General features: G+C 68.2%; 22 protein-coding genes and 3 pseudogenes. 12 read left to right on the plus strand and 13 right to left on the minus strand.

Annotated elements, in window-relative coordinates; all coding sequences use genetic code 11:
- The first annotated feature begins 4 nt into the window (after positions 1–4).
- The 6 genes from ATI37_RS05000 to ATI37_RS05025 all read left to right on the plus strand — a co-directional run bounded on the left by ATI37_RS05000 (position 5) and on the right by ATI37_RS05025 (position 6,320).
- Complete coding sequence (locus tag ATI37_RS05000) at positions 5–310, plus strand: hypothetical protein (RefSeq protein WP_408646646.1); 306 nt, start codon at positions 5–7, stop codon at positions 308–310.
- Positions 311–1,023: 713 nt separating this feature from the next.
- A complete protein-coding gene (locus ATI37_RS12020) occupies positions 1,024–1,254 on the plus strand; it encodes a hypothetical protein (protein WP_117237393.1) in 231 nt (76 codons plus the stop codon).
- A 5-nt stretch (positions 1,255–1,259) separates the two neighbouring features.
- A complete protein-coding gene (locus ATI37_RS05010; protein WP_408646678.1) occupies positions 1,260–3,512 on the plus strand; it encodes a secretin N-terminal domain-containing protein in 2,253 nt (750 codons plus the stop codon).
- A 56-nt stretch (positions 3,513–3,568) separates the two neighbouring features.
- Entirely contained in the window at positions 3,569–4,720 is a 1,152-nt protein-coding gene (aroC, locus tag ATI37_RS05015; protein WP_117238519.1) for a chorismate synthase, read from the plus strand.
- Positions 4,721–4,729: 9 nt separating this feature from the next.
- A complete protein-coding gene (locus ATI37_RS05020; RefSeq protein ID WP_117237395.1) occupies positions 4,730–5,287 on the plus strand; it encodes a shikimate kinase in 558 nt (185 codons plus the stop codon).
- Complete coding sequence (locus ATI37_RS05025; RefSeq protein WP_117237396.1) at positions 5,265–6,320, plus strand: 3-dehydroquinate synthase; 1,056 nt, start codon at positions 5,265–5,267, stop codon at positions 6,318–6,320. Before ATI37_RS05020 ends, ATI37_RS05025 begins: the two co-directional genes overlap by 23 nt.
- On the opposite strand, the gene rsmF is transcribed toward ATI37_RS05025, so the two are convergent.
- Positions 6,317–7,684: a 16S rRNA (cytosine(1407)-C(5))-methyltransferase RsmF gene (gene rsmF, locus ATI37_RS05030; RefSeq protein ID WP_117237397.1), complete on the minus strand. Its 1,368-nt coding sequence runs from the start codon at positions 7,682–7,684 to the stop codon at positions 6,317–6,319. The genes ATI37_RS05025 and rsmF overlap by 4 nt on opposite strands.
- Before the next feature lie 102 nt (positions 7,685–7,786).
- On the opposite strand from rsmF, the gene ATI37_RS05035 reads away from it, so the two are divergent.
- Positions 7,787–8,161, plus strand: a complete 375-nt coding sequence (locus ATI37_RS05035) for a 4'-phosphopantetheinyl transferase superfamily protein (protein ID WP_117237398.1) — start codon at positions 7,787–7,789, stop codon at positions 8,159–8,161.
- 81 nt (positions 8,162–8,242) lie between these two features.
- Here the strand turns inward: ATI37_RS05035 and ATI37_RS05045 are convergent.
- Positions 8,243–8,828: pseudogene (locus tag ATI37_RS05045) on the minus strand (lysophospholipid acyltransferase family protein).
- Between the two features lie 78 nt (positions 8,829–8,906).
- Here ATI37_RS05045 and der point away from each other — a divergent pair.
- The gene (gene der / locus ATI37_RS05050; protein WP_117237399.1) at positions 8,907–10,205 is read left to right on the plus strand and encodes a ribosome biogenesis GTPase Der; all 1,299 of its coding nucleotides are present in this window, start codon (positions 8,907–8,909) and stop codon (positions 10,203–10,205) included.
- 153 nt (positions 10,206–10,358) lie between these two features.
- On the opposite strand, the pseudogene ATI37_RS05055 reads toward der, so the two are convergent.
- Positions 10,359–11,086: pseudogene (locus ATI37_RS05055) on the minus strand (SIR2 family NAD-dependent protein deacylase).
- 44 nt (positions 11,087–11,130) lie between these two features.
- Here ATI37_RS05055 and ATI37_RS05060 point away from each other — a divergent pair.
- The 3 genes and pseudogenes from ATI37_RS05060 (at position 11,131) to ATI37_RS05080 (ending at position 15,506) form a co-directional block, all read left to right on the plus strand.
- Complete coding sequence (locus tag ATI37_RS05060) at positions 11,131–12,579, plus strand: NAD(P)H-hydrate dehydratase (RefSeq protein ID WP_117238520.1); 1,449 nt, start codon at positions 11,131–11,133, stop codon at positions 12,577–12,579.
- A 1,327-nt stretch (positions 12,580–13,906) separates the two neighbouring features.
- Positions 13,907–14,784: pseudogene (gene thrB / locus ATI37_RS05075) on the plus strand (homoserine kinase).
- The gene (locus ATI37_RS05080; RefSeq protein ID WP_117237402.1) at positions 14,769–15,506 is read left to right on the plus strand and encodes a DUF4388 domain-containing protein; all 738 of its coding nucleotides are present in this window, start codon (positions 14,769–14,771) and stop codon (positions 15,504–15,506) included. Before thrB ends, ATI37_RS05080 begins: the two are co-directional and overlap by 16 nt.
- A gap of 28 nt (positions 15,507–15,534) precedes the next feature.
- On the opposite strand, the gene ATI37_RS05085 is transcribed toward ATI37_RS05080, so the two are convergent.
- From ATI37_RS05085 to ATI37_RS05095, 3 genes are read right to left on the minus strand one after another with little or no spacing between them, the layout of a single operon-like run.
- Positions 15,535–15,618 carry a 30S ribosomal protein THX gene (locus tag ATI37_RS05085; RefSeq protein ID WP_117237403.1) on the minus strand — a complete coding sequence of 28 codons (84 nt, stop codon included), beginning with the start codon at positions 15,616–15,618 and terminating at the stop codon, positions 15,535–15,537.
- A 9-nt stretch (positions 15,619–15,627) separates the two neighbouring features.
- The gene (rpsT, locus tag ATI37_RS05090) at positions 15,628–15,921 is read right to left on the minus strand and encodes a 30S ribosomal protein S20 (protein ID WP_117237404.1); all 294 of its coding nucleotides are present in this window, start codon (positions 15,919–15,921) and stop codon (positions 15,628–15,630) included.
- Positions 15,922–15,978: 57 nt separating this feature from the next.
- On the minus strand, positions 15,979–16,356 hold the full coding sequence (locus tag ATI37_RS05095; protein ID WP_117237405.1) for a hypothetical protein: 378 nt from the start codon (positions 16,354–16,356) through the stop codon (positions 15,979–15,981).
- Between the two features lie 22 nt (positions 16,357–16,378).
- On the opposite strand from ATI37_RS05095, the gene tyrS reads away from it, so the two are divergent.
- Positions 16,379–17,680, plus strand: a complete 1,302-nt coding sequence (gene tyrS, locus ATI37_RS05100) for a tyrosine--tRNA ligase (protein WP_117237406.1) — start codon at positions 16,379–16,381, stop codon at positions 17,678–17,680.
- Here the strand turns inward: tyrS and ATI37_RS05105 are convergent.
- From ATI37_RS05105 to ccsA, 7 genes are all read right to left on the minus strand, one after another.
- On the minus strand, positions 17,677–18,231 hold the full coding sequence (locus ATI37_RS05105) for a Rieske 2Fe-2S domain-containing protein (RefSeq protein ID WP_117237407.1): 555 nt from the start codon (positions 18,229–18,231) through the stop codon (positions 17,677–17,679). The two genes, tyrS and ATI37_RS05105, sit on opposite strands and share 4 nt — an antisense overlap.
- Before the next feature lie 2 nt (positions 18,232–18,233).
- Positions 18,234–19,217 carry a tetratricopeptide repeat protein gene (locus ATI37_RS05110; RefSeq protein ID WP_117237408.1) on the minus strand — a complete coding sequence of 328 codons (984 nt, stop codon included), beginning with the start codon at positions 19,215–19,217 and terminating at the stop codon, positions 18,234–18,236.
- Complete coding sequence (locus ATI37_RS05115) at positions 19,214–19,636, minus strand: cytochrome c-type biogenesis protein (RefSeq protein ID WP_117237409.1); 423 nt, start codon at positions 19,634–19,636, stop codon at positions 19,214–19,216. The genes ATI37_RS05110 and ATI37_RS05115 overlap by 4 nt, the downstream gene beginning before the upstream one ends.
- Positions 19,633–20,166, minus strand: a complete 534-nt coding sequence (locus tag ATI37_RS05120; RefSeq protein ID WP_117237410.1) for a TlpA family protein disulfide reductase — start codon at positions 20,164–20,166, stop codon at positions 19,633–19,635. The genes ATI37_RS05115 and ATI37_RS05120 overlap by 4 nt, the downstream gene beginning before the upstream one ends.
- Entirely contained in the window at positions 20,163–22,094 is a 1,932-nt protein-coding gene (locus tag ATI37_RS05125) for a heme lyase CcmF/NrfE family subunit (RefSeq protein WP_117237411.1), read from the minus strand. Before ATI37_RS05125 ends, ATI37_RS05120 begins: the two co-directional genes overlap by 4 nt.
- Positions 22,091–22,519: a cytochrome c maturation protein CcmE gene (gene ccmE, locus ATI37_RS05130; protein WP_117237412.1), complete on the minus strand. Its 429-nt coding sequence runs from the start codon at positions 22,517–22,519 to the stop codon at positions 22,091–22,093. Before ccmE ends, ATI37_RS05125 begins: the two co-directional genes overlap by 4 nt.
- A 91-nt stretch (positions 22,520–22,610) precedes the next feature.
- Positions 22,611–23,297: a cytochrome c biogenesis protein CcsA gene (gene ccsA / locus ATI37_RS05135; RefSeq protein WP_117237413.1), complete on the minus strand. Its 687-nt coding sequence runs from the start codon at positions 23,295–23,297 to the stop codon at positions 22,611–22,613.
- Positions 23,298–23,333 lie beyond the last annotated feature (36 nt).

Genomic DNA, 23,333 nt, shown 5'->3' on the forward strand with positions numbered 1-23,333 from the left:
CGAGGTGCTCTCGGAGATCCTGAGGGAGGCCGAGCGCAGCGGGGTGGTGGTGCGCTCCTTCACCCGCTCCCCCACCTCGGCCCCGGTGCCGGAGGTGCGGGCGGTGAACCTGGCCCTCTCCCTCGAGGCCCCCTTCCCGGAAACCTTCGCCTACCTGAGGCGCCTAGAGGGCCTCTCCCGCTTCAGCTCCCTCTCCGGGCTGAACCTCAGCGTGCAGGGCCAGGAACTGAACCCGAGGCTTTCCACCAGCCTGACCCTCACCCTCTACATGCTGGCCAGGGACCTGGAAGCCCAAGGAGGTGAGCGGTGAAGGAAACCCTAGCCCGCCTAAGCACCGCCTGGGCCAATCTGCCCCAGTCCACCAAGCTCCTCTTGGCGGGACTCCTTCTGGTCTCTGCGGTGAGCCTCTGGTACGTAGGCCTCTTCTTGCCCACCCAGGTGCCCCAGGAGGCCCTGGCCCCCACACCCCAGGGACAGGAGATCCCCAGGGCCCTGGAGGTACCCCCCATCCCCCCCTTGTCCCAGACCACCCAGGCGCAACCGGAAGGGCAAGAGCCACCCCCCAGAAGGGAGGCGGTCCCAGCCGCCTCCCCGGTCCAGGCGGCGGGGCCCGCCGCCCTGCCCGTTCCCCAACCCAGGCCGGAGGCCCCACCCCCCAACCCCTTCGTGCCCCTCATCGTAGAAGCCCCCCGGCCCCAACCCCCGCGACCCCCGCGGCGCCCGCCCCGCCATCCGCCCCAGCCCCGTGCCCACGGGCGCCCCAGTCCGTGTGGACCAGGGCGCCCCTCTGCCTACTCCCAGCCTCCCTACCCCTCCCCGGCCCCTTCCGGGGACCGCTGGGGTGCTTCCCCCGCCCCAGGTGCTCCGGCCCACCCTCGAGGTGGAGGTGCCCGAGGTCCAGTTGGACACCCCCGTGCGGGTGGCCCCGCCTCCGGGGCTGGTGGAGATTCCCCTCGCCCAGGCAGCCTCAGGGGCAGAGGGCCCCGGGGCTACCCCTCCTCCACCCCCCCCAAGACCCCCCTGGTGGCCCTGGTGGAGGAAAGGGGGCTTAGGCTCTCCGGCACCCTCTTGGGCCCGGTGAGCGTGGCTATCCTGGAAAGTAAGGAGGGCTACCTGGTCCTCCCCGCAGGAAGCTCCATCCCGGGAAGCGAGGCGCTCCTCCGCCGCATTGAGGGCGACCGCGTGGTGCTCGCCATGAAAGACGAAACCCTGGAGATCCCTTTGGAAGACCCGCAAGCAGGAGGTGAACGGTGAAACTTATAAAGCCCCTTATCCTGGCCCTCGCCGCCTTGGGCGCGGGCGCCTTGGCAGGGAGCTTTCCCGAGGAGCCCCGCTTCCAGGCCAAGGTGGACCTGAAGGTTTCGGAAAGCCAGGTCAGGGCCGGGCTCACCCTGCCCCTGGATGTGGTGCTGGAAGCCCTGGCCAGGAGCGTAGGTCTCCAGCCCCTCATCTACCGGGCCTACGACCCCTCAGGGGACCCGGCCAAGGCCCAGCCCCCTTTGCCCAACATCAAGCTAGACTTCCAGGGCAAGCCCTTCCTTCAGGTCTGGGACCTCCTCTTCGCCACCTACGGGACCCAGTTCGGGCTGGACTACCTCTTCCTGCCCCCCGACGTGGTGGTGGTAGCGCCCACCCAGGTGATCACCGCCCTCGTGGATGCCCCAAGCCGCGTGGGGGCGGCGGAGAGGCGGCCCTACATCGTGGGCATCCCCGAGATCGCCTACCGGCGTACGGAGACCGATCCCCAGGGGCAGGTCCGCACCCTGGTCAACATAGAAGGGGCCAAGGCCTGGGTCCAGAACGACCTGCTGCCCTTCCTATCCCGGGAGGCGGCGGGGCTTAGCGTGAACTGGATCGTGGTGGAGGAAGGGGGGAGGCTTAAGGCCATCCTCTCCGTCCTGGCCACCCCGGAGCAGCACGCCCGTTTCTCCGATATCCTCAAGCGGGCGGGGATCGACTTCCGGCCCCTGCCTCCCCTGGCGGCCCCCAGGCCCTTGGTGGAGAAGGCCTACGCCCTCACCCACGCCACCTTCCCCGAACTCCTGGCCTTTCTCCAGGCCCGCCTCCCCGGAGTCCAGGTGAGCGTGGTGCCCACGGACCCCAGACGGGCCATCGTCTTGGCCACGGAGGAGGACCACGCCCGCCTGGCGGCACTCCTCCAGGCCGCCGACCTCCCCAGAACCCTCCGCCGGGTCTACCCCCTGCAGAACCTCACCTTTGAGGAGGCCAGGGCCCGTCTGGGGCCCCTTTTGGAGAGGGAGCTCAAGGGGGCTCGCCTCGAGGCCATCCCGGGAAACCCCAAAGCCCTCCTCCTGGAGGCCACCGAGGCCGACCAGGCCCTCTTCGCCGAACTCCTGAGGGCCGCCGATGTGGCGGTCCCACCCGCCCCGCCCCGAGAGGAGGCCACGGTGCGCAGGCTCTTCCCCTTGCGCTTCGCCGACGCCGAGAAGGTGGCCCCCTTCCTGGCCCGGGAGGTGCCGGGGATCGTGGTCCAGACCGTCCCCGGCCAGCCCGTCCTCTCCGTGCGGGGCACGGAGAGGCAGCTTTCCGAGGTGGAAGGCCTCCTGGCCCAGATTGACCGGGCCCCGGAGCAGGGCCCCCCGATCTTCCAGCGGGCCTACCAGCTCTCCAACGCCAAGGCGAGCGACCTGGCCAGGGTCCTCCAAGAGGCCCTGCAGGCGCAAAGGCCCCAGGTCCAGCAAGGCCAGGAGCGGGTCCAGACCCGCCAGGCCACCGTGGTGGCGGACGAGCGCACCAACACCCTCATCGTCACCGGCACCGCCGAGGAGCTGGCCCTGGTGGAGGGCTTGATCCCGAAGCTGGACCAGCAGGTGCCCCAGGTAAACCTAAGGGTGCGCATCCAGGAGGTGCAGTCCAACGTCACCCGGAACCTGGGGCTCAGGTGGAACACCGTCGCTGGAGGAAACCTAGTGGCCAGCATCCTAGACTCGGGGCTGGCCCTCATCTTTGACTCCACGAGAAGCCTCGCCGCCCTGAACATCGTGGCCACCCTGGACGCCCTCCAGCGCCAAGGGCTTTCCCGGGCCCTCAGGGACGTGAACCAGACCGTCCTCAACAACCAGACCGCCCGCCTCCAGTCGGGGGAGACCTTCCTCATCCGCCGGGTGGTGGGGGACCGGGTGGAGCGGGTGCCCTTTGACATCGGCATCATCGTGGAGGTCACCCCCCAGATCACCGCCGACGGGCAGATCCTCCTCAACATCCGGGCCGAGGTCTCCGGCAACGTCCAGCGCAACCCGGTGGACGGGGACGTGGACCGCTTCACCAAGCAGGTGGTGACCACCACCCTACGGGTGCAGGACGGACAGACCGTGGTCCTGGGAGGCCTCGTTTCCCAGGAGAACACCCAGACCGTCCAGGGGGTACCCCTCCTCATGGATATCCCCCTGATCGGGGAGCTCTTCAAGCAGCGCACGGGGGAGACCACGGACCGGGAGCTTCTGGTGGTCATCACCGCCGACATCCTGAAGGAGACGGCCACCAGGCCTTAAGGGGGCTTTGGGAGGCCGGGGTGGTTTTACCCCGGCCCCTTCCCTACAATGGGCCCATGAGGTTTCTCACCGCAGGCGAGTCCCACGGGCCCGAGCTTCTCGCCATCATTGAGGGGCTTCCCGCCGGGCTGCCCCTCACCGAGGAGGACATCAACCCCTGGCTGGAAAGGAGGCAGGGGGGCTACGGCCGGGGGCGGCGGATGGTCATCGAGAAGGACCGGGTGGAGTTCCGCGCAGGGGTGAGGGCCGGGCGCACCACCGGGGCCCCCGTGGCCCTGGCCATCCGGAACGCCGACTTCAGGAACTGGACGGAGGTCATGGACCCAGCCCCCGGGAACGAGCCCCGCAAAAGGGCGCTCACCGCCCCCCGGCCCGGCCACGCGGACCTCGCCGGGGGGATCAAGTACGGGCACAAGGACCTCAGGGACGTCCTGGAGAGGGCCAGCGCCCGGGAGACCGCCATGCGGGTGGCGGTGGGGGCCGTGGCCCTGAAGCTCCTTTCCCTTTTGGGGGTGGAGGGGGTGGGGTACGTGCCGGGGATGGCGGGGGTGTGGAGCCAGGTCCCCTTCTCCTGGGACCTCCTGCCCCGGATTGAGGAAAGCCCCTTGAGGATGACCGACCCCGAGGCGGAGGCCGAGGCCATCCGCCGCATTGACCGGGCCAAGGCCGAGGGGGACACCCTGGGGGGGGTCATTGAGGCCCGCTTCCGCGGCCTGGTGCCGGGCCTGGGGAGCCACGTCCACTGGGACCGGAAGCTGGACGGGAGGCTAGCCCAGATGGCCCTGTCCATCCCCGCGGTCAAGGGGGTGGAGATCGGCCCCGCCTTTGAGAACGCCATGCGGCGGGGTTCCGAGGTCCACGACCCCATCTCCTGGAGCCCGGAGAGGGGCTTCTACCGGAAGACCAACCGGGCGGGGGGCCTGGAAGGGGGGATGACCACGGGGGAGGAGCTCGTCATCCGGGCCGCCCTGAAGCCCATCGCCACCCTGATGCAACCCCTCCCCACCGTGGACGTGGTGACCCACGAGCCCAAAGATGCTGCCCGGGAGCGCTCGGACACCACGGCCGTCCCCGCCGCCAGCGTGATCCTCTGCGCCCTTTCCGCCATCGTCCTGGCCCAGGCCTACCTGGAGAAGTTCGGGGGGGATACCCTAGAGGAACTCCGGGAACGGGTGGCCCGCTACCAGGAGCGGGTGCGCGCCTATTGAGGGCGTAGGATGGCCCCCCGCCTCGAGGTGCCCCGCCCCGCCACCTTCGTGAGCCTCACCGGCTTCATGGGGGTGGGGAAAAGCCGCATCGGCAGGGAGCTCTCCCGGGCCCTCATGCTCCACTTCATTGACCTGGACCGCTACATCGAGCGCCACACGGGGATCTCCATCCCCGACATCTTCCGCCACCTGGGGGAGGAGGCCTTCCGGCGCATGGAGAAGGAGGCGGTGCGGGAGCTCATCCAGAAGGACTACCTGGTCCTGGCCTTGGGCGGGGGCACCTTCCTGGACCCGGAAAGCCGGAAGGCTCTCCTCGGGCGGGGCCCCGTGGTGGCCCTCTGGGCGAGCCCCGAGACCATCCTAGAAAGGGCCACAAGGAAGCCGGGGGAGAGGCCCCTCCTCCAGGTGGAAAACCCCCTGGAGCGGATCCAGGCCCTCCTCACGGCCCGCGCCCCCATCTACCGGGAGGCCCACATCCACGTCTCCACCGACGGAAGGCGGGTGGAGGAGGTGGTGGAGGAGATCGTGGACAAGCTTTGGGCCTATGCCAAGGATAGAGGTCCGTAAGCCCACGCCTTACCCCATCCTCATCGGGGAAGGGGTCTTGAGGGAGGTCCCGAGGCCCAAGGGCCCCGCCGCCCTCCTCTACGATGAGCGGGTGGAGCCCTTCGCCCAGGAGGTGGCCCAGGCCCTAGGGGTCCCCCACCTCCTCCCTCTGGGGGGAGGCGAGGGGGCCAAGACCCTGGAGATCTACGGAAAGGCGCTCTCCTGGCTAGCGGGGAGGGGGCTTCCCCGGAACGCCACCCTCCTCGTGGTGGGGGGCGGGACCCTCACCGACCTGGGGGGGTTCGTGGCCGCCACCTACCTGCGGGGGATCGCCTACCTGGCCTTCCCCACCACCACCCTGGCCGTGGTGGACGCCAGCGTGGGGGGGAAGACGGGCCTCAACCTCCCCGAGGGGAAGAACCTGGTGGGGGCCTTTCACTTCCCCCAAGGGGTCTACGCCGAGGTGGGGGTCCTGCAGACCCTTCCCCCCTTCACCTTCCAGGAGGGGCTGGTGGAGGCCTTCAAGCACGGCCTCATCGCCGGGGACGAGGGGCTTCTGGAGGTGGAGGGCCTTTCCCCGGAAAGCCCCTCCCTGGCGGACTACCTGGCCCGGGCGGTGGCGGTGAAGGTGGCCATCGCCGAGGAGGACCCCTTGGAGAGGGGGAAGAGGCGGCTTTTGAACCTGGGCCACACCCTGGGGCACGCCCTCGAGGCCAGCACCCGCCACGCCCTTCCCCACGGGGCCGCTGTGGCCTACGGCCTCCTCTACGCCGCCCTCCTGGGAAGGGCCCTGGGCGGGGAGGACCTCCTGCCTGCCATCCGGCGCCTCCTCCTCTGGCTTTCCCCCCCCAGGCTCCCTCCCCTGGAGTGGGAGGAGCTTCTGCCCTACCTCCTTCGGGACAAAAAGAAGGTCTCGGAAAGCCTCCACTGGGTGGTGCCCCTGGGTTTGGGCCGCCTTTCGGTCCGCCCCCTGCCCCAAGGGCTCCTGCGGGAGGCCTTCGCCCTCTGGCGGGAGGAGCTTGCCCAGCTGGGCCTCCTGGGGCCAAGCCCCTAAAGCCCCACGCCCACCGGCCTCAGCACCCCCCGCTTGGCCTTGCCGAAGTCCAGGGGGAAGGCCCCCACGGGGGTCCTGAGGGCCACCAGGGCCAGGGGAAGGTCCTCTCCCTCCCAGGCCACCCCCTCCCCGGTGGCGAAGGCCAGGGCCCGGGGGTCCTCGAAGGCAAGCTCCAGCGGGGGCATCCTGGGCCAGGGCAAGGTGGCCCCAAAGCTCAGGGCCAGGGCCTTGGCGGGAAGGAAGCGGCCCTTCTGCGCCTTGCCCAGGTAAAGCCCAGGGGCGGGGGCCCTCAGGCCGGAAAGGGCGGGGAGGCCCTCCGGGAGGAGGTAGAGGTGCCCAGCCCGTTCCAGGATGGGCCCTTCCAGCTCAAACCCCACCTCCTCCAAGAAGGCCCTGAGGGCCCGCCTCGCCTCCGGGGAAAGGGGGGGTGTGCGCTCCTTGGGGGGCGTGCTGAAGGCCCCGCCCTCCCTGCGGAAGCGGGCCAGGAAATGCCCCTCTCCCTGAAGGCGGTGGGGCCAGAGCCTGGCGGTCTTGGCCAGTTCCGGGTTCCCGTCCCCCCACTCCGGTACCCCGGGGGCGAAGAGGGGGTGGAGGCGGGCCTCCTCTAGGTAAAACTCCGGATGGGCCTTCAGGAAGTGGGCCACCACCCCCTCGTTCTCCTCGGGGGCGAAGGTGCAGGTGGCGTAGACCAGAACCCCCTCAGGCCCCACCAGGTGGGCCGCCTGGGCGAGGAGGGCCCTCTGCACCTCGCTGGCCCGCCTGGGGGCGGAAGGCCCCCAGTGGCGCACCGCCTCCAGGTCCTTGCGGAACATCCCCTCCCCGGAGCAGGGGGCGTCCAGGAGGACCCGGTGGAAGTAGGCCCCAAAGGCCTCGGCCAGGGCCCACACGGGGCTTTGGGTCACGGCCATGGGGGCGCCCCACCGCTCCACGTTTTCCAAAAGCCCCCGCACCCTTCTGCCGTCCACCTCGTTGGCGAGGAGAAGCCCCCTTCCCCCCATGCGGGCGATGAGGTGGGTGCTCTTCCCCCCGGGGGCCGCCGCCAAGTCCAGGACCCTCTCCCCAGGCCCCGGGTCCAGGAGCACGCCCACCGCCTGGGCGCTGGGCTCCTGGATGTAGTAAAGCCCGGCGTAGAAGAAGGGGTGGGGGCCGGGCCGGGCCTCCTCGGGGTAGTAGAACCCCTCCCCACACCAGGGGATGGGCTCTAGGGGCCAGGGGGAAATCTTCAGGAAGCTTTCCGGGGAAAGCTTCAGGGTGTTCACCCTGAGGCCATAGGTGCGCCTTCCCTCCGTGAGGGCCTTGAGGAAGGGGGGAAACTCCTCCCCCAGGAGCTCGGCCATGCGGGAGAGGAAGGCCCTGGGCAACACCCAGGCACCTTAGCACGGGAAGCAGGACCCCCTCAAGGGCTAGGATGGGAACATGGCGGAGCACAAGGGCTTCCCGGAAACGTACCTGGAGGGGATCGTCCCGTGATCCTGGCCCTGGGCGCCGACCTGGTGGAGATCGCCCGGGTGCGGAGGCTCCTTGCCCGCCACGGGGAAAGGGCCCTGAGGCGCCTCTTCCACGAGGAGGAGCTAGCCCACGCCCTGGCGCGCCAGGACCCCGCCCCAAGCCTCGCCGCCCGCCTGGCAGCCAAGGAGGCCTTCCAGAAGTGCTGGCCAGAGGGCCTCTCCTGGAGATCGGTCTGGGTGGGGATGGAGGGGAGGAAGCCCTTCCTGCGCTTCGCCCCGGCCCTCGAGGCCGCCATGCGGGAACAGGGCCTCCTGGCCCACCTCACCCTGAGCCACGAGCGCACCCACGCCCTGGCCGTGGTGGTCTTGGTCAGGGCACCAGGCGGAGAATGAGGGCGTAGCGGTACAACTCCCCCCGCCCCACCGCCAGGGCCCATGACCATGGGCCAAAGAGCTAGGGCCAAAAGATCCAAGCTACCCAGCTTCCGCCTCCACCACCTCCTCCCGGATGCGGATGGGGCCCTGCTTCTCCGGCCCAAGGCCCGCCTTGTCCTGGTAGAACTCCCGGATGAGGGCGAAGTCCCCCTGGATGTCCCCCGTGGGGTGTGGGGTAGAGGTAGCCCCCGATCCCCACCTCCTTGCGGCGGTAGTCGGCGTAGCCCAAGGCGATGGGCAGCCCCGCCTTCAGGGCCATGTAGTAAAAGCCGGTGCGCCAGTAGGGGGCCTTGCCCCGGGTGCCCTCCGGGGCAACGAGGATGGCGATCTCCTTCTCCCTCCTAAAGATCTCCGCCACCTGGTCCACCAGGTTGGCCCGCCGGGAGCGGTCCACGGGGATCCCCCCTAAGGCCCGCATGAGATAGCCCAAAGGAGGCCTGAAGAGCTCCTTCTTCCCCAAAAAGCGGGCGCGGATCCGCCCTCCCCAAAGCCCGAGAAGCCCCACGATGAAGTCCCAGTTGGAGGTGTGGGGCGCCCCGATCAGCACGTACTTCTTGCTCGGCAGAGGCTCTATCTTTAGACTCCAGCCGAAAGGCTTGAGCAGGAAAAGGGCTAGCTTCTGCATGCCTCTGTAGGATACCGGATGTGCTATACTTGGCCTAGTGCGGGCGGGGGCCTCCCCGCCCCTTTTCCTGGGGTGAGGATGCACAAGGTCGTGATCGTGGGCCGGCCCAACGTGGGCAAGTCCAGCCTCTTCAACCGCCTCCTGGGCAGGAGGAGTGCGGTGGTGGCCGACGTGCCCGGGGTCACCCGCGACCTCAAGGAGGGCGTGGTGGAAACCGAGGAGGGCCGCTTCCTCCTGGTGGACACCGGGGGGCTTTGGTCCGGGGACCGCTGGGAGAAGAAGATCCAGGAGAAGGTGGACCAGGCCCTGGAAAGCGCCGAGCTCGTTCTCTTCGCCGTGGACGGGCGCTCGGACCCGACCCCGGCCGACCACGAGGTGGCGGAGTACCTGAGGCGGAAGGGCAAGCCCGTCCTCCTGGTGGCCACCAAGGTGGATAGCCCCAGCCACGAGGCCTACCTGGGCCCCCTCTACGCCCTGGGCTTCGGCGACCCCATCCCCACCTCCAGCGAGCACGCCCGGGGCTTAGGGGAGCTTTTGGAGGCCATCTGGCAGAGGCTTCCCGTGAAGCAGATGGACTCCGGGCCCGAGGTGGCGGGCCTCCGCCTGGCCATCGTGGGCCGGCCCAACGCGGGGAAGTCCAGCCTCCTCAACGCCATCCTGGGGGAGGAGCGGGTCATCGTCTCCGAGGAGCCCGGCACCACCCGGGACGCCATTGACGTGGAGGTCTTTAGGGAAGGGAACCGCTTCATCCTCCTGGACACCGCCGGCATCCGCAAGCGCCCGGAAAGCCTGGTGGAGGAGCTCGCCATCCGGCGGAGCTTCCGGGCCATAGAGGAGGCCGACGTGGTCCTCCTGGTGGTGGACCCCTTCCAGGTGGGGGACCGGGAGCTGAAGCTGGCGAACCGCGCCCTGGAGGGGGGCAAGCCCGTCCTCCTTACCATCACCAAGTGGGACCTGGTGAAGAGGGAGGAGGCCCCCAAGGTCAGGCGGGAGCTCCGGGAAAGGCTTGCCCACCTGGAGCACCTGCCCCGGGTCTACACTTCCGCCTTCACCAAGCAGAACCTGGACAAGCTTTTCCGCGAGGCGGTGCGCCTTCACGGGCTGAACCACGCCCGCGTGCCCACCTCTGAGCTCAACCGCTGGGTGGCCCTCTGGACCAGCAAGGTCCAGCTCCCCAACTTCAAGGGAAAGCCCCTCAAGATCCTCTACGCCACGCAGGCCCAGGTGGCCCCGCCCACCTTCGTCCTCTTCGTCAACCACCCGGAGTTCGTCACCCGGGCCTTTGAGAACTACCTGAAAAACCGCATCGGCGAGGACCTGGGCCTCAAGGAGGTCCCCTTCCGCCTGGTCTTCCGGGGAAGGCGGGAAGAGGGTTAATACCACCCCATGCTGGCCCAAGCCAGCATGGGGACCCCAGCAGAAGGTCCCCAGCAGGCTTTTTGAGCTGGCCGAGCGAAGGAAACAAAAAGGGTATAAGTACCCCACTGCAGCTTTCGCCGCGGTGGGGGCCCCTAAAAAGCCTTCAAGCCCTTAAGGAAGAAGGAGGGCCAGCCCCTCCACCGCCCCCTGGCGCAGGGAGAGGTGGGCCAAGGGGGTGAGGGACGTGGGCTCGGGGTTCACCTCCACCAGGTAGGCCCCCGAGGTGTAGGCGATGCGCCCTAAGGAGGCGGCGGGCTCTACCTCGGCGCTGGTGCCGATGACGAGGGCAAAGTCAGCTTCGGCAAAGGCCCTTTCCGCCCGCTCAAAGGCCCCTTCCGGCAGGAACTCCCCAAACCAGACCACGTCGGGCCGGGCCCGGTGGGCGCACCGGGGGCAGCGGGGGGCGGGGTGAAGGCCTGGGGCAGGGGGAAGCGGTGGCCGCAGGCCTCGCAGCGGGCCCTGAGGATGTTCCCGTGAAGCTCCACCAGGTTCCGGCTCCCCGCCCGGGTGTGGAGGCCGTCCACGTTCTGGGTCACGAGGAGGAACTCCCCGCCCCGCCTGAGCACCGCCTCCTCGAGGCGCACCAGGGCGCGGTGGGCGGGGTTGGGCTCCGCCTCCCGCACCTTGGCGATGCGCCAGGCGTACCACTCCCAGACCTTCGCAGGGTCCTTGGCGTAGGCCTCGGGGGTGGCGTAGTCCAGGGGGTTGAAGTTCTTCCACAGGCCCTCGGCGTCCCGAAAGGTGGGGATCCCCGAGGGCTTGGAGATCCCGGCCCCCGTGAGGACCGCCACTTTGCCCGCCCCCTCCAGCCGCTTTCTCGCCTCCTGAAGGTCTCCCATACCCCACATCCTAGGCCATGGCCGGGGGGTATCCTAAGGACGCCATGCGGCTTTTCACCCCAGAGGCCATGCGGGAGGCGGACCGGAAGGCGGTGGAGCTAGGCTACCCGAGCCTGCTTCTCATGGAGTGGGCGGGGATGAAGGCGGCGAGGGTCTACCTGGAGCTCTTCGGCAAGGTCCCCGCCCTCGTCCTCGCGGGCAAGGGGAACAACGGGGGGGACGGCCTCGTCCTCGCCCGGCACCTCCTCCTGGAGGGGGTTAGGGTGCGGGTCTATGCCGCCCAAGGCCACACCGGGGACGCCCTCCTCGCCCTCCAGGCCCTCCTCGCCCACGGGGTGGAGGCGCGGCCCCTAGAGGAGGTTTCCTTCCAGGAAGGGGAGGTGGTGGTGGACGCCCTTTTCGGCACCGGGCTGAAAGGGCCCCTCACGGGCTTTTACGCCGGGCTCGTGGAGCGGGTGAACCAAGCTGGCCTTCCCGTCCTCGCCCTGGACCTGCCCTCGGGCCTACCCTTTAGCCCCCACGTCCGGGCCACGGCCACGGTGGCCTTCGCCGCCCTCAAGACCCCCCATCTCCTAGAGCGGGAGGCCTGCGGCAGGCTCTACCTGGCGGAGATCGGCCTGCCCAAGGCCCTCCTGGAGCGGGAGGACCTCCCCGAGGTGGCCACGCCGGAGGCCCTGAGGCCCCTCCTCCCGAAGCGCCCCCTCACCGCCCACAAGGGAAGCGTGGGCCGGGTGGGGGTGCTGGGGGGGTACCGGGGGGAGGGCCTCCGCTACGCCGGGGCGCCCCTCCTCGCCGCCCTCGGGGCCTACCGCATGGGAGCGGGCCTCGTCCACCTGGTGGCCCCGGAAGGGACCCCCTTGGAGCCCATGGAGGCCGTCTTCCACCCCGTGCCCGCCCCCACCCTTCCCCCCGTGCGGGTGGAGGCCCTGGCCGTGGGCATGGGGGGAGGCCCCTGGGGGCCCCTCTGGGCTATGCGGGCCCTCGAGGCGGGCCTCCCCACGGTCCTGGACGCCGATGCCCTCCACCTGGAGGTGGTCTCCGCCTACCGCCACTCCGGGGTCAAGGCCGTCCTCACCCCCCACGCCGGGGAGGCGGGAAGGCTTCTGGGAAGGCCACCCGAGGAGGTGAGCGGGGACCCCCTGGAGGCCGCCCGGGCCCTAGCCCGGGAAACGGGGCTCACCGTGGTCCTAAAAGGGAACCCCACGGTGGTGGCGGAAGGGGAAAGGCTTTCCGTGAACCCCACGGGGAACCCCGCCCTGGCCACGGGGGGGACAGGGGACGTGCTCTCGGGGGCCATCGCCGCCCTTCTCGCGGCGGGGCTTAGGCCCTTTGACGCGGCGCGGCTTGGGGTCTTTCTCCACGGCCTGGCGGGGGACCTCCTGGCGGGGGAAAAGGGGGTGGGCCTCCTCGCCCGGGAGGTGGCGGAGGCCCTACCCCAGGCAAGAAAGCGCCTCCAGGAGGGCCGGGTTCCCCCCACCTTTTTCCTGCGGTAACCCCCAAAGGAGAGGGGAAGAGAACTTTACCCGCCCCGGGGTCTCCTCATAAACCGAGATGGGCTCCTTGCCTTCCCGGCCCCTGGCGCATCCCCGGCTCACGTACCGGCCTCAGAAGGAGGAGGCCCAACAGAACCCCCACAATGAAGGGCTCCTTAGCCAGGGAGTCCAAGCGATGGGTCAAGGCCTCAGGAAAAACAAAGCCAAAAGCGAGGTAGAAAAGGACTACGGCAAGAAGGGAAAAGGCCCAAACCTTGGGCAGGTTAAAGGCCACACCGCCACCCCAGAAGAAGTAGAAGGCGAGCACGGACCCCAAACCCAAAAGGAACGGGACCCCGCCCCAGATGCCCTGTCGCCCCAGGAAGGAGCCGAGGATCACAGAGGCCACAAAGATACCAAGCCAGAAAAGCCTTTTCGCAAGCTTTCCATCAAACCGGAGCATCTTGCCATCCCCCCTTACCGGCATTGTTGCTCGCACATTCCATAGCATTTTAAGCTATAGACGACCACCCTGCAACCAGATTTCCAAAGAGGGAAAACGAAACCGTCCGCCCACACTCTAAGGTTAGAGGCCAAAATACAAGCAAGGTAGCTTCGTCCCTTATCAGTGTTGGGATTGGAGATAGGCAGCCCAGATGATTCCGAGAAGAGCGCTAGCATAAGGTAGGCCTATACGCCCCCAGGCAAACCAGAGGGCCAGAAGGAGGAAAAACACCACGAAAACGTCCCCGGTTTCAAGCCTGCCATTGCGAAAAAGATTATCAAAAACGGAGAGCCACAGCTTAAATTGCAGCGCAGCTAAAGAAGAGTAGAAGGCAACATCCACCAAAGTCCGAAGCTTTGCGCTCACCGAACGCAATACGTTTGACATCTTTCCTCCTGCCTTGGGGTGCAAATTTGCTGCCAGTCATAAGCAGTGCAGACAAAAGCTGTTGTTGCACAAACCGCCCTTCCCCTAGAATCCGTGGTCCAATAAACACATGTTGCGGCAAAGGTTGCGCAAATCCATCGCCACACGCAATCGTTGACGGTTATAGTCTCACACCTTGTAAAGCAGTTATAGCTCCCACATACCGCTGAACCACCATTTCCGGGGTCCAAGCACTGGTCCTCTAGAGGTTTCACCATCTCATCGCCCGGCAATGGGCAAGAAAGCCCCTCTTGAGAGAAGGGCATGGCCTGGGCTATAGCCACCGGCAACCCAAAGACCATAAACACGGGCCCTCCTAGCGTTGCCAACTTCATTGTACCACCTCCACCCCTAAGATAGGGCTTCTTCTTCTTGTCAAGACCCCAGGGAAAGTCCTGGTATGCTGGGGCGGGACACATGGAGCCCCTTCCTCGCCTCTATGTCCCCGCCACCCTGGCCAACCTGGGCTCGGGCTTTGACGCCTTGGGGGTGGCCCTGGACCTCTACCTGGAGGTGGAGGCCGAGCCCGCCAAAGAGGACGCCTTCCTCTACGAAGGGGAAGGAAGGGTGGAGGGGACGGAGAACCTCATCCACGAGGGATACCGGGCGGGGATGCGGGCCCTTGGGCTTGCCCCCGAACCCCTCGCCGTGCAAGCCTACAACCCCATCCCCCTGGCCCGGGGTATGGGCAGCTCCTCGGCTGCCCTGGTGGCGGGGGTGGCCCTGGCGGACCGCCTTTCTGGGGGAAGGCTTGGGCGGGAGGGGGTCTTCCGGGTGGCGGCCCAGTTGGAGGGCCACCCCGACAACGTGGCCCCCGCCGTCTACGGGGGCTTCGTGGCCGCCCTGAGCCACCCCCCCTTGGCCATCCCCCTGCCTAGGCCGGAAGGGGTGCGCTTCGTCCTGGCCGTACCCCCTTACGAGGTGCCCACCCCCCTGGCCCGGGAGGCCCTGCCCCGGGAGGTGCCCCTGGGGGACGCCATCTACAACTTGGCCCGAAGCGCCCTCTGGCCCGCCGCCCTCTTCGCGGGCAGGCTCGAGGCCCTGAGGGAGGCCTGCCGGGACCGCCTCCACCAGCCCTACCGGGCCCACCTGATGCCGGGGGTCCTGGAGGCCATAGAGGGGGCCTTGGAGGCCGGGGCCCTGGCCGCCTTCGTGGGGGGGCGGGGCCCACGGTGGCCGCCTTGGTGCCGGAGGGGGGAGAGGCCAGGGTCATGGAGGCCCTGGGGGCCTACCGAGGGGAGGGGCGTATCCTGGTCCTGGGATTCGGGGAGGGATACCGGTGGAAGGCGACCTGAGCGTCATCTCCCTTACGGAGGTCCTGGAGCTGATCCACGGCCACCGGGGTTCCGGGGTGCTAGAGCTTAGGACAGGCTTCCTGCCCCTTAGCCTACGCTTTGCCGCCGGGGAGGTGGTGGCGGCGAACATCCTGGACTGGGAGGGCCTCGAGGCCCTCTTCACCTTCCCCCTGCACCCCCAGGAGGGCCCCTTTCGTTTCCGGGCCGGCCCTTCCGCCGGGGGAAAGCCCCTCCTGCCCTTCCCCACCCTCCTAGGGGAATGGGCCCGGGTCAACGACGAGTGGGACCGCTTCCGCACCCTGATAGACTCCCCCAGCCGGGTCCTGGAAACCATCCGGCCCACCCCCCTCCTGGAGGTGTTCCAAGGGGGAAGGAGCGTCCGCGCTGCCGCCAAGGCCTGGGGGGTTCCCCTCCTCATCGCCATGGAGAGGGCCTACATGGGGGTGAGGGAGGGGGACCTCTACCCCCTTCGCCGCTACACCTGGTACGCCCTCAGGATCCGCTACCAGGGAAGGAGGGGGAAAACCCTGGAGGAGTTCGGCCAGCTCCAAGGCCTCTTGGACGGCAGCAAGAACCTGGGGGAGGTCATCGCCCAAGGGGTTCCGGAAGCCCTCGTGCGCCGCTACTTGGTCCAAGCCTTGGCCTCGGGGGAGATCTCTCCCCCGGGGCGGGGGTGGCTCCTCAGGGACCTCACCTGGGAGATGGAAGGGCGAGGGGCCTAAGGAGCTGGGCCCCGGAGGGTAGCGCCCTTCACCTCCTCTTGCGGGGCCGGTACTTGCCGTAGGTACCGCGCCAGATCTTGCCCCTGCGGGTGCGGCGGTCGCCCTTGCCCATGGGCCCCCCTTAAGCGCTCACGGCGGAAAGGAGCCTCTGCACCTTCCGCACCAACCGGGACTTCCTGCGGGCGGCGGCGTTCTTGTGCAGGGTGGACCCCTTGGCCGCCTTGTCGATGAGGCTCTCGGCCTTGCGCAGGATCTTGAGGGCCTCCTCCGCCTGGCCCTCCTGGGCCAAACGGACGGCCTTCTTAGAAATGGTCTTTATAGCCGACTTCTTAGCCTTGTTGCGGAGCCGGCGCTTCAGGGACTGCCGGTGCCGCTTCAGGGCGGACAGGTTCCTCTTGGGCTTCTTCGTGGCCATCGCTCTCCTTCAATGCCCCCAAGGGGCAAGCCAGGCCTAAGTGTAGCACACCCCGCCTCAAGGGGCAAACTTGGTGGTCACCCAGTCGTAGCGCACCTGGCCCTTGGCCCCCTCGAGGCGGAAGCGGAGGGCGTACTCCCCCGCCTGGACGGGGAAGCGGAGTTCCTCCCGAAAGGCTCCGGCGAAGGCGCGCTCCCCTACCGCCCGGCCGTCCCTTAGGAGGGCCACCCGGAGGCGACCCTCCTGGAGGCTCCCCGAGACCACGACCTTCACGCTGTCGTAAAGTCCGGTGACCCGGATGGGGTATAGGGCCTCCCCCGTGTACTTCCAGTAAAAGACGGGCAGGAAGGGGGGATACCCTACGGCGAGCCCGTACCGCTCCGCATACCAGTAAAGCCCCAAAGCGGCCAAAACCAGAAGGAGTAGGCTCCGCATTGGCTTCAGTATACTTGGCCTCATGGCGGACCCTAGGCCATCCCCGGAAGAGGCCCTCTTCCTCCTCAAGCGGGGGGTGGAGGAGATCATCCCCGAGGAGGAGCTTCTGGAGAAGCTCAAGGAGGGGCGCCCCCTCACGGTGAAGCTGGGGGCCGACCCCACCAGGCCCGACCTCCACCTGGGCCACGCGGTGGTCCTGAGGAAGATGCGCCAGTTCCAGGAGCTTGGGCACAAGGTGGTCCTCATCATCGGGGACTTCACCGGGATGATCGGGGACCCCTCGGGAAGGAGCAAGACCCGCCCCCCCCTCACCCTGGAGGAGACCCGGGAGAACGCCAAGAGCTACGTAGAACAGGCGGGGAAGATCCTAAGGCAGGAGCCCGAGCTCTTTGAGCTCCGCTACAACTCCGAGTGGCTGGAGGGCCTCACCTTCAAGGAGGTGGTGCGCCTCACCTCCCTCATGACCGTGGCCCAGATGCTGGAACGGGAGGACTTCAAGAAGCGCTATGGGGAGGGAACCCCCATCTCCTTGCACGAACTCCTCTACCCCTTCGCCCAGGCCTACGATTCCGTGGCCATCCGGGCCGACGTGGAGATGGGGGGGACGGACCAGCGCTTCAACCTCCTGGTGGGGCGGGAGGTACAGCGGGCCTACGGGCAAAGCCCCCAGGCCTGCTTCCTCATGCCCCTCCTCCTGGGCCTAGACGGCCAGGAGAAGATGTCCAAGAGCCTGGACAACTACATCGGGGTGGCCGAGCCCCCCGAGGCCATGTTCAAGAAGCTCATGCGGGTGCCAGACCCCCTCCTCAAGGACTACTTCCGCCTCCTCACGGACCTAGGGGAGGAGGAGGTGGAAACCCTCCTCAAGGCGGGCCCCGTCCCCGCCCACCGGGTCCTGGCCCGGCTCCTCACCGCCGCCTACGCCCTCCCCCAGATCCCCCCCCGGATAGACCGGGCCTTCTACGAGGGTCTGGGCTACAGCCTGGAGGCCCTGGGGAAGGACAAGGAGGCGGGCCCCGAGGCGGTGAGGCGGGCGGAGGCGCGCTACGACGAGGTGGCCAAGGGGGGTATCCCCGAGGAGGTCCCCGAGGTGGAGATCCCCGCCTCGGAGCTCAAGGAGGGGCGGATCTGGGTGGCCCGGCTCTTCACCCTGGCGGGCCTCACCCCCTCCCACGCCGAGGCCAGGAGGCTCATCGGGAACCGGGGCCTAAGGATAGACGGGGAGGTGGTGGCGGACCCGGGCCTCGAGGTGACCCTCTCCCGCCCCCTGGTCCTCCAGCGGGGAAGGGACCGCTTCGTCCGGGTGCGGCTCAAGGAGGGCTAGCCCCCCTCCATGGGCCTCAGGGGCACCTCGTGGCCGGTGGCGTAGAGGTCCTCCCCCTCGGCCTCGAGCCTGAGGCGGGGCAGGGGGTGGCGGGGCGGGCCGTAGACCGCCTTCCCCCCCAGGAGGGGGTCAAAGGCCCCGAAGTGGCAGGGGCAGCCCAGGAAGGGCCTTTTGTGGCGGAAGTTGTAGAGGAGGGAGCCCGCCTCGGGGTCGGGGACGTAGTGCAGGACGCAGGCCTGGTGGGTGCAGATGCGGCTTAGGGCGATGTAGTGCTCCTCCTCCAGGGAAAGCCCCCCGGGAGCGGGCTCGGGAAGGCGGAGGAGGAAGGCCCGCAAGGGCCCTGTGGGCAGGGGGTACTCAAAGGACCGGACCCCCCAAACCCCTAGCTCCCCCTTCCTGCCCACGAGAACCCTGGGGCCCTCCCTCCAGGTGGGCTCCCCCGCCTGGGGCCGGGAGCGGAAGCGGAGGTTGTAGACACGGGCGCCAAACCAGACAAAAAACCCCCCAGCCACCGCCACCGGCAGGTAGAAGAAGAGGTCGCGCCGCTTCATGGCTATAAGCTTTCCAGGTAATCCAGGAGGGCCTCGAGCTCCTCCTGGGAAAGGGGCACGGCGGGCATGGTCCCCCGGCCCTCCAAGACGATCTCCCGCACCGCCTCCCGGACCCTAAGGACGGGGTTCCCTTTGAGCCTGGGTCCCACGCCCCCTTCCCCAGCCGCCCCGTGGCAGGCGGCGCAGTGGGCCTGGTAGACCCCCCGGCCGTCCTTCCCCCTTTGGGCCTGGGCCCGGGCCATGGCGATGAGGCCCTGGACGCGCTCCCTGGCCTCCCCACCCGTCTCCAGGTACCGCTCCCAGGCGGCGATGGCCTCCCCGTACCTGCCCTCCTGGAAGTAGAGGTTCCCCAGGAAAAGCCAACCCTCCGCCGCCTCAGGGTCGGCGTGCTGGGCGATCTCCAGGAAGAGCCGGGCCTCGGGAAGGCCGGACATGAAGAAGAGGATGCCCACCCGCCGGACCGCCTCCACGTTGGTGGGCTCCTTCCGCAAGAGTTCCAGGTAGGCCTCCGCCGCCTGTTCGTAGACCTCCAGCTCATAGGCCTTTCGGCCCCAGGCGAGGAGGTCCTCCGGGCTTCCCGTTCTCCTGGCCCTTTCGGCCAGAGCCCTAAGCTCCCGGGCCTCTTCCACCCGGAAGACGGCCACGGTGGTCTCCCCGGGCAGGCGGGGCAGGGTGTACTGCCAAAGCCCCACGCCCAGGAGGGCCACCGCCCCGAGGAGAATGGCCAGGGGCAGGGGCCTCAAGGAAGAGGGCTTCGGGGGACGCCAGCCCTCCAAGGCCCGCTCTAGGGCCACGATCCGGGCCAGGGCCAGCTTCTTCTCCTCCCCCTCCAGGGCCTTCACCTCCTCCTTCAGGACTTCTAGCTCCCTGAGGAACTCCTCCCTCCGGGGGGGTTCGGGGAAGGGTTCCTTGGGGCCAAAAAGGGGCCTCAAGGCCAGGAAGAGGGCCAGGAGGAAAAGGGCCAGGAAGATCAGGGTGGCCATCACGATGGCGGCTCCTTCAGGCGGCGCTCCGCCTCCTCCAGGAGCTCCTGGGGAAGGGGCTTGTGGGGCCGGAAGTGGGCGAAAAGCCCCAGGCCCAAGAGGAAGATCCCCACCACCGGAAGCACCCAGACCCAGAGGGTCAGCCCCCGCCTAGGGGGCTCGTAGAGGATCCACTCCCCGTATCGCTCCACGAAGAAGGCCTTGATCTCCTCCCTGGTCTTCCCCTCCTCCAGCATCTCGGCGATGAGGCGGCGCATCTCCACCGCCACGCCCGCGTTGCTCTCCGCCGTCGACTCCCCCTGGCATACGGGGCAGCGCAGCTCCCGGGCGATCCGGAAGACCTCGGGGGAGAGGTCAGGGGGTGGCCCCTCTTGGGCCCAGGCGGCTAGGCCCAGGGTAAGGAACAACAGGAGGAACCTCATGGCAGCATCTCCTTCAGGTACCGCTCCAGGGTGGCCTGGTCCACGGCGCCCGCGTGCCGGGCCAAGACCCGGCCTTCCTGGTCGATGAAGAAGGTCTCGGGGACCCCGTACATCCCGTAGTCCACCCCCACCCGTCCCCGGGGGTCAAAGACGTTGGGAAAGGTGAGGCCGAACTGGTCGATGAACCTTAGGGCCTCCGGCTCCCGGTCCTGGACGTTCACCCCCAGGAAGAGGACCCGCTCCCGGTGGCGGCGCCAGGCGGCCTCCAGGATGGGGGCCTCCTCGTAGCAGGCGGGGAAGCACCAGCTGGCCCAAAAGTTGAGGACGATGGGCTTCTTCCCCAGGTACTCCCCCAGGCGAAAGGTCTCCCCCCACGCCTCCCGATAGGGGGGAAGCAGGGGCAGGGCGAAGTCGGGGGCGGGGCGCCTCTCTTTGGCTAGGACCGAGGGGAGCTCCCGAGGGTCCCGCTGCATCCCCCACCAGAAAAGCCCTGCCAAGGCCAGGGGCAGCAGGAACCAAAGCCCCCTCACGCCGGGCTCACCCCCTTGGCCTCCTGCCGCCTCGAGGCGGGCCAGAGGATGTACAGGGTCCCTAGGGCCATCAGCCCGCCCCCCACCCAGATCCATAGGACGAGGGGGGTGAGGATGACCCTCAGGGAGGCCCACTCCCCCCTCTCCCGGTCAAAGTCCATGAGGACGAAGTAGTAGTCGTCCTTGAGGGTGTAGACCACATGGGGAGAGGGCAGGGGGGCGTTCATCTGGGGGTAGAAGTGGAGCCTGGGACGCACCTCCCCAAAACGGTCCGTGGGCAACAGGGCCTCCACGGCGAACCGCCGCCCCTCGTCCAGGGCCCGCACCCCCTCAAAGCGCAGGGTCACCGTCCCCACCTCCCAGGCCTGGCCCCGGTAAAGGGTCCGCTCCTGCTCCACGCGGTAAGTCTGGCTGAAGGCAATGGATACCGCCATAAGGGCCACCCCCAGATGGGCCATCAGGCTACCCACGCGCCTCCTGTTCCCCCAAAAGCCCCAAGGGGAGAGACCGCCCCGGAGCCGACCCCGGATCTCCTCCCCCACCAGGAGGAGGATGGCCGCTAGGTTGTAGGCGAAGAGCCCCACGGCCAGGGAGGTCCCAGGGGTATAGCCCCTGAGGAAGCCCATGAGGGTTCCTACGGCCAGGACGCCGAGGAGGATGGCGAGGTTGCGGAAGACCTCCGGCCGGGTGCGGCGCCAAGGCAGGAGGGGCCCAATGCCCATGAGGAGGAGGATGCCTATGGCGATGGGGATGGAGACCTGGTTGAAGAAAGGGGCCCCCACGCTCACCTTGGCCCCGCTCACCGCCTCCACCAAAAGGGGGTAGAGGGTGCCCAGGAGGACCACCAGGGTCCAGCCCAGGAAGAAGAAGGCCCCCAGGAGCAGGGCCCCCTCCCGGGAGAAAAGGCGGAAGACCACGGGATCCTGCACCTCCTGGCCCACCCGGTAGAGGAGGAACATCCCCAACAGGAAGAAGGCCAGGAACCCGAAGAGGAAGACCAAGCCCACCGGCCCCTCAGCGAAGGCGTGCACGGACATGATCACCCCGCTGCGGGTGAGGAAGGTGGCGAAAAGGGTAGCGGAGAAGGCGAGGGTGACCAGGGCGAAGTTCCAGAGCTTCAAGGCCCCACGGGTCCGCTGCACGTAGGCGGTGTGGAGGAAGGCGGTGGCCAGGAGCCAGGGTAGGAAGCTGGCGTTCTCCACCGGGTCCCAAGCCCAGTACCCACCCCAGCCCAGGACCTCGTAGCTCCACCACATCCCCGCCACCTTTCCCGCGGTGAGGAAACCCCAGGCGATCAGGGTCCACCACTGGGTTTCCTCTACCCAGGTCTGGTAGCGCCGGGTGGCCATGGCCGCCACCGCGTGGGCAAAGGGCACGGAAAAGCCCACGAAGCCCAGGTACATGAGGACGGGGTGGACGGCCATCATCCAGTGGTTCTGCAGGAGGGGGTTGGGGCCCACGCCGTCCGCTGGGGGGTTGGGCAGGGTCTGGAAGGGGCTGGCCACCGTGGCCATGACGGCGAAGAAGAAGGCCTGGATGCTGAAGAGGACCGAGAGGATCAAGGAGGCCCGCCAAGGGTCGGGGAGGCGCCTCGAGGCCATCCAGGTGTACAGGGTCTGGAGGAGCCCCCAGAGGAGGAGGCTGCCCTCCAGGGCCGCCCAAGGCGTCACCAAGGTCACCCACAGGGGGTCGTTGAGGGAGTGGTTCCGGGCCACATACTCCAGGCTAAAATCGTGGGTGAGGAGGGCCCACTCCAGGGCCAGGAAGGCGGCCAGGGCAGCGAGGAAAGCCAGGAGGACCAGGCGCCTCGCCCCCTTGAGGAACCGGGCATCCCCCTGGAGGTAGGCGAGGAGGGCTAGGACCAGGCCCAGGAGGCTGAAGGCCAGGGTAAGGGTTACTCCCAGGTTACCCAGGAGGGCCGGGGTCATCTAGCCTCCTCCAGGAGCTTGCGCACCTCCTCTGGGGTCCAGCCCTCCTTGGGAGCCTGGTAGGCCTCCGAGTGCTTCACGAGGAGGTTACTCCCCTGGAAGATGCCCTCTTGGAAGCGCCCCTCCACCACCACCCCCTGGCCTTCCCGGAACATGCCGGGGGGGGTGCCCCGGTGGAAGACGGGCACCTCCGCTACCCCGTCTGTGAGGATGAAGCGGAGCTCCAGGCTGTCCCTGTCGTACTGGACGGTGCCCTCTTTGACCAGGCCCCCGAGGCGCAGGGGGCGGTTCTGGTACCTGGCCTCCTCCAAGAGGTACTCCGAGGGGGTGAGGAAGTAGACCAGGTTCTGCCCCAGCCCCCCGAAGACCATGTAGGCCAGCGCTCCCAGGATGACGAGAAGGCCAAAGAGGTGCTTGGTCCTCACTTCGCCCTCCGGTAGCGGAAGAAGAGGTAGGCCAGGTAGCCGAAGACCGTGAGGTAAGTGAGGGCGTAGACCCAGGTTACGAAGACCTCGCTCAACTCTCCTCCTTTCTGGCCTCAAGGGCCGCCACAAAGCCCCGGAAGCGCACGAAGCCCAGGTAGAGCAGGGTGAAGACGAGGAGGTTGAATAGCAGGGCCTGGAGCATCTCCGGGGCCAGAATGACCCTGCCCGTGGTGAGGTCAATGGACTGCGTCTGATGCAGGCTCCGCCACCACTTCACCGACATGTAGCTGATGGGCACGTTGATGAAGCCCAAAATCCCTACGGCCGCCGCCGCCTTGCGCCTGAGCTCCGGGTCCTCAATGGCCCCCCGGAGGAGGAAGTAGCCTACGTAGACGGCAAAGAGGATGGCGGTGGTGGTGAGCCTGGGCTCCCAGGTCCAGTAGACCCCCCAGGTGGGCCTGGCCCAGAGCATGCCCGTAAGCAGGGCTAGGCCCATGAAGACCAGGCCGATTTCGGCGCTGACCATGGCCACCCGGTCGTGCCTAGGGTTTTGGCGGAAGAGGTAGAGGAGGGAGTAGAGGAAGGTGACGAAGAAGGCCAGGTAACCCAGCCAGGCGGTGGGCACGTGCAGGTACATGATCCGGACCAGGTAGCCCTGGTTCACGTCCGGGGGAGCGGATAGGGCCACGAGGAGCCCCGCAGGAAGCAGGAGCAGCCCCAAGGCCAAAAGGGCCCAAGTGAGGGCATCGGGCCGTTCAGGGTTCGCCGCTTTTAGCATCTCGTTCCTCCTACCCAAGTAGAGTATAGGTCCGCT

The organism is Thermus sediminis (assembly GCF_003426945.1).
GTDB lineage: Bacteria > Deinococcota > Deinococci > Deinococcales > Thermaceae > Thermus > Thermus sediminis.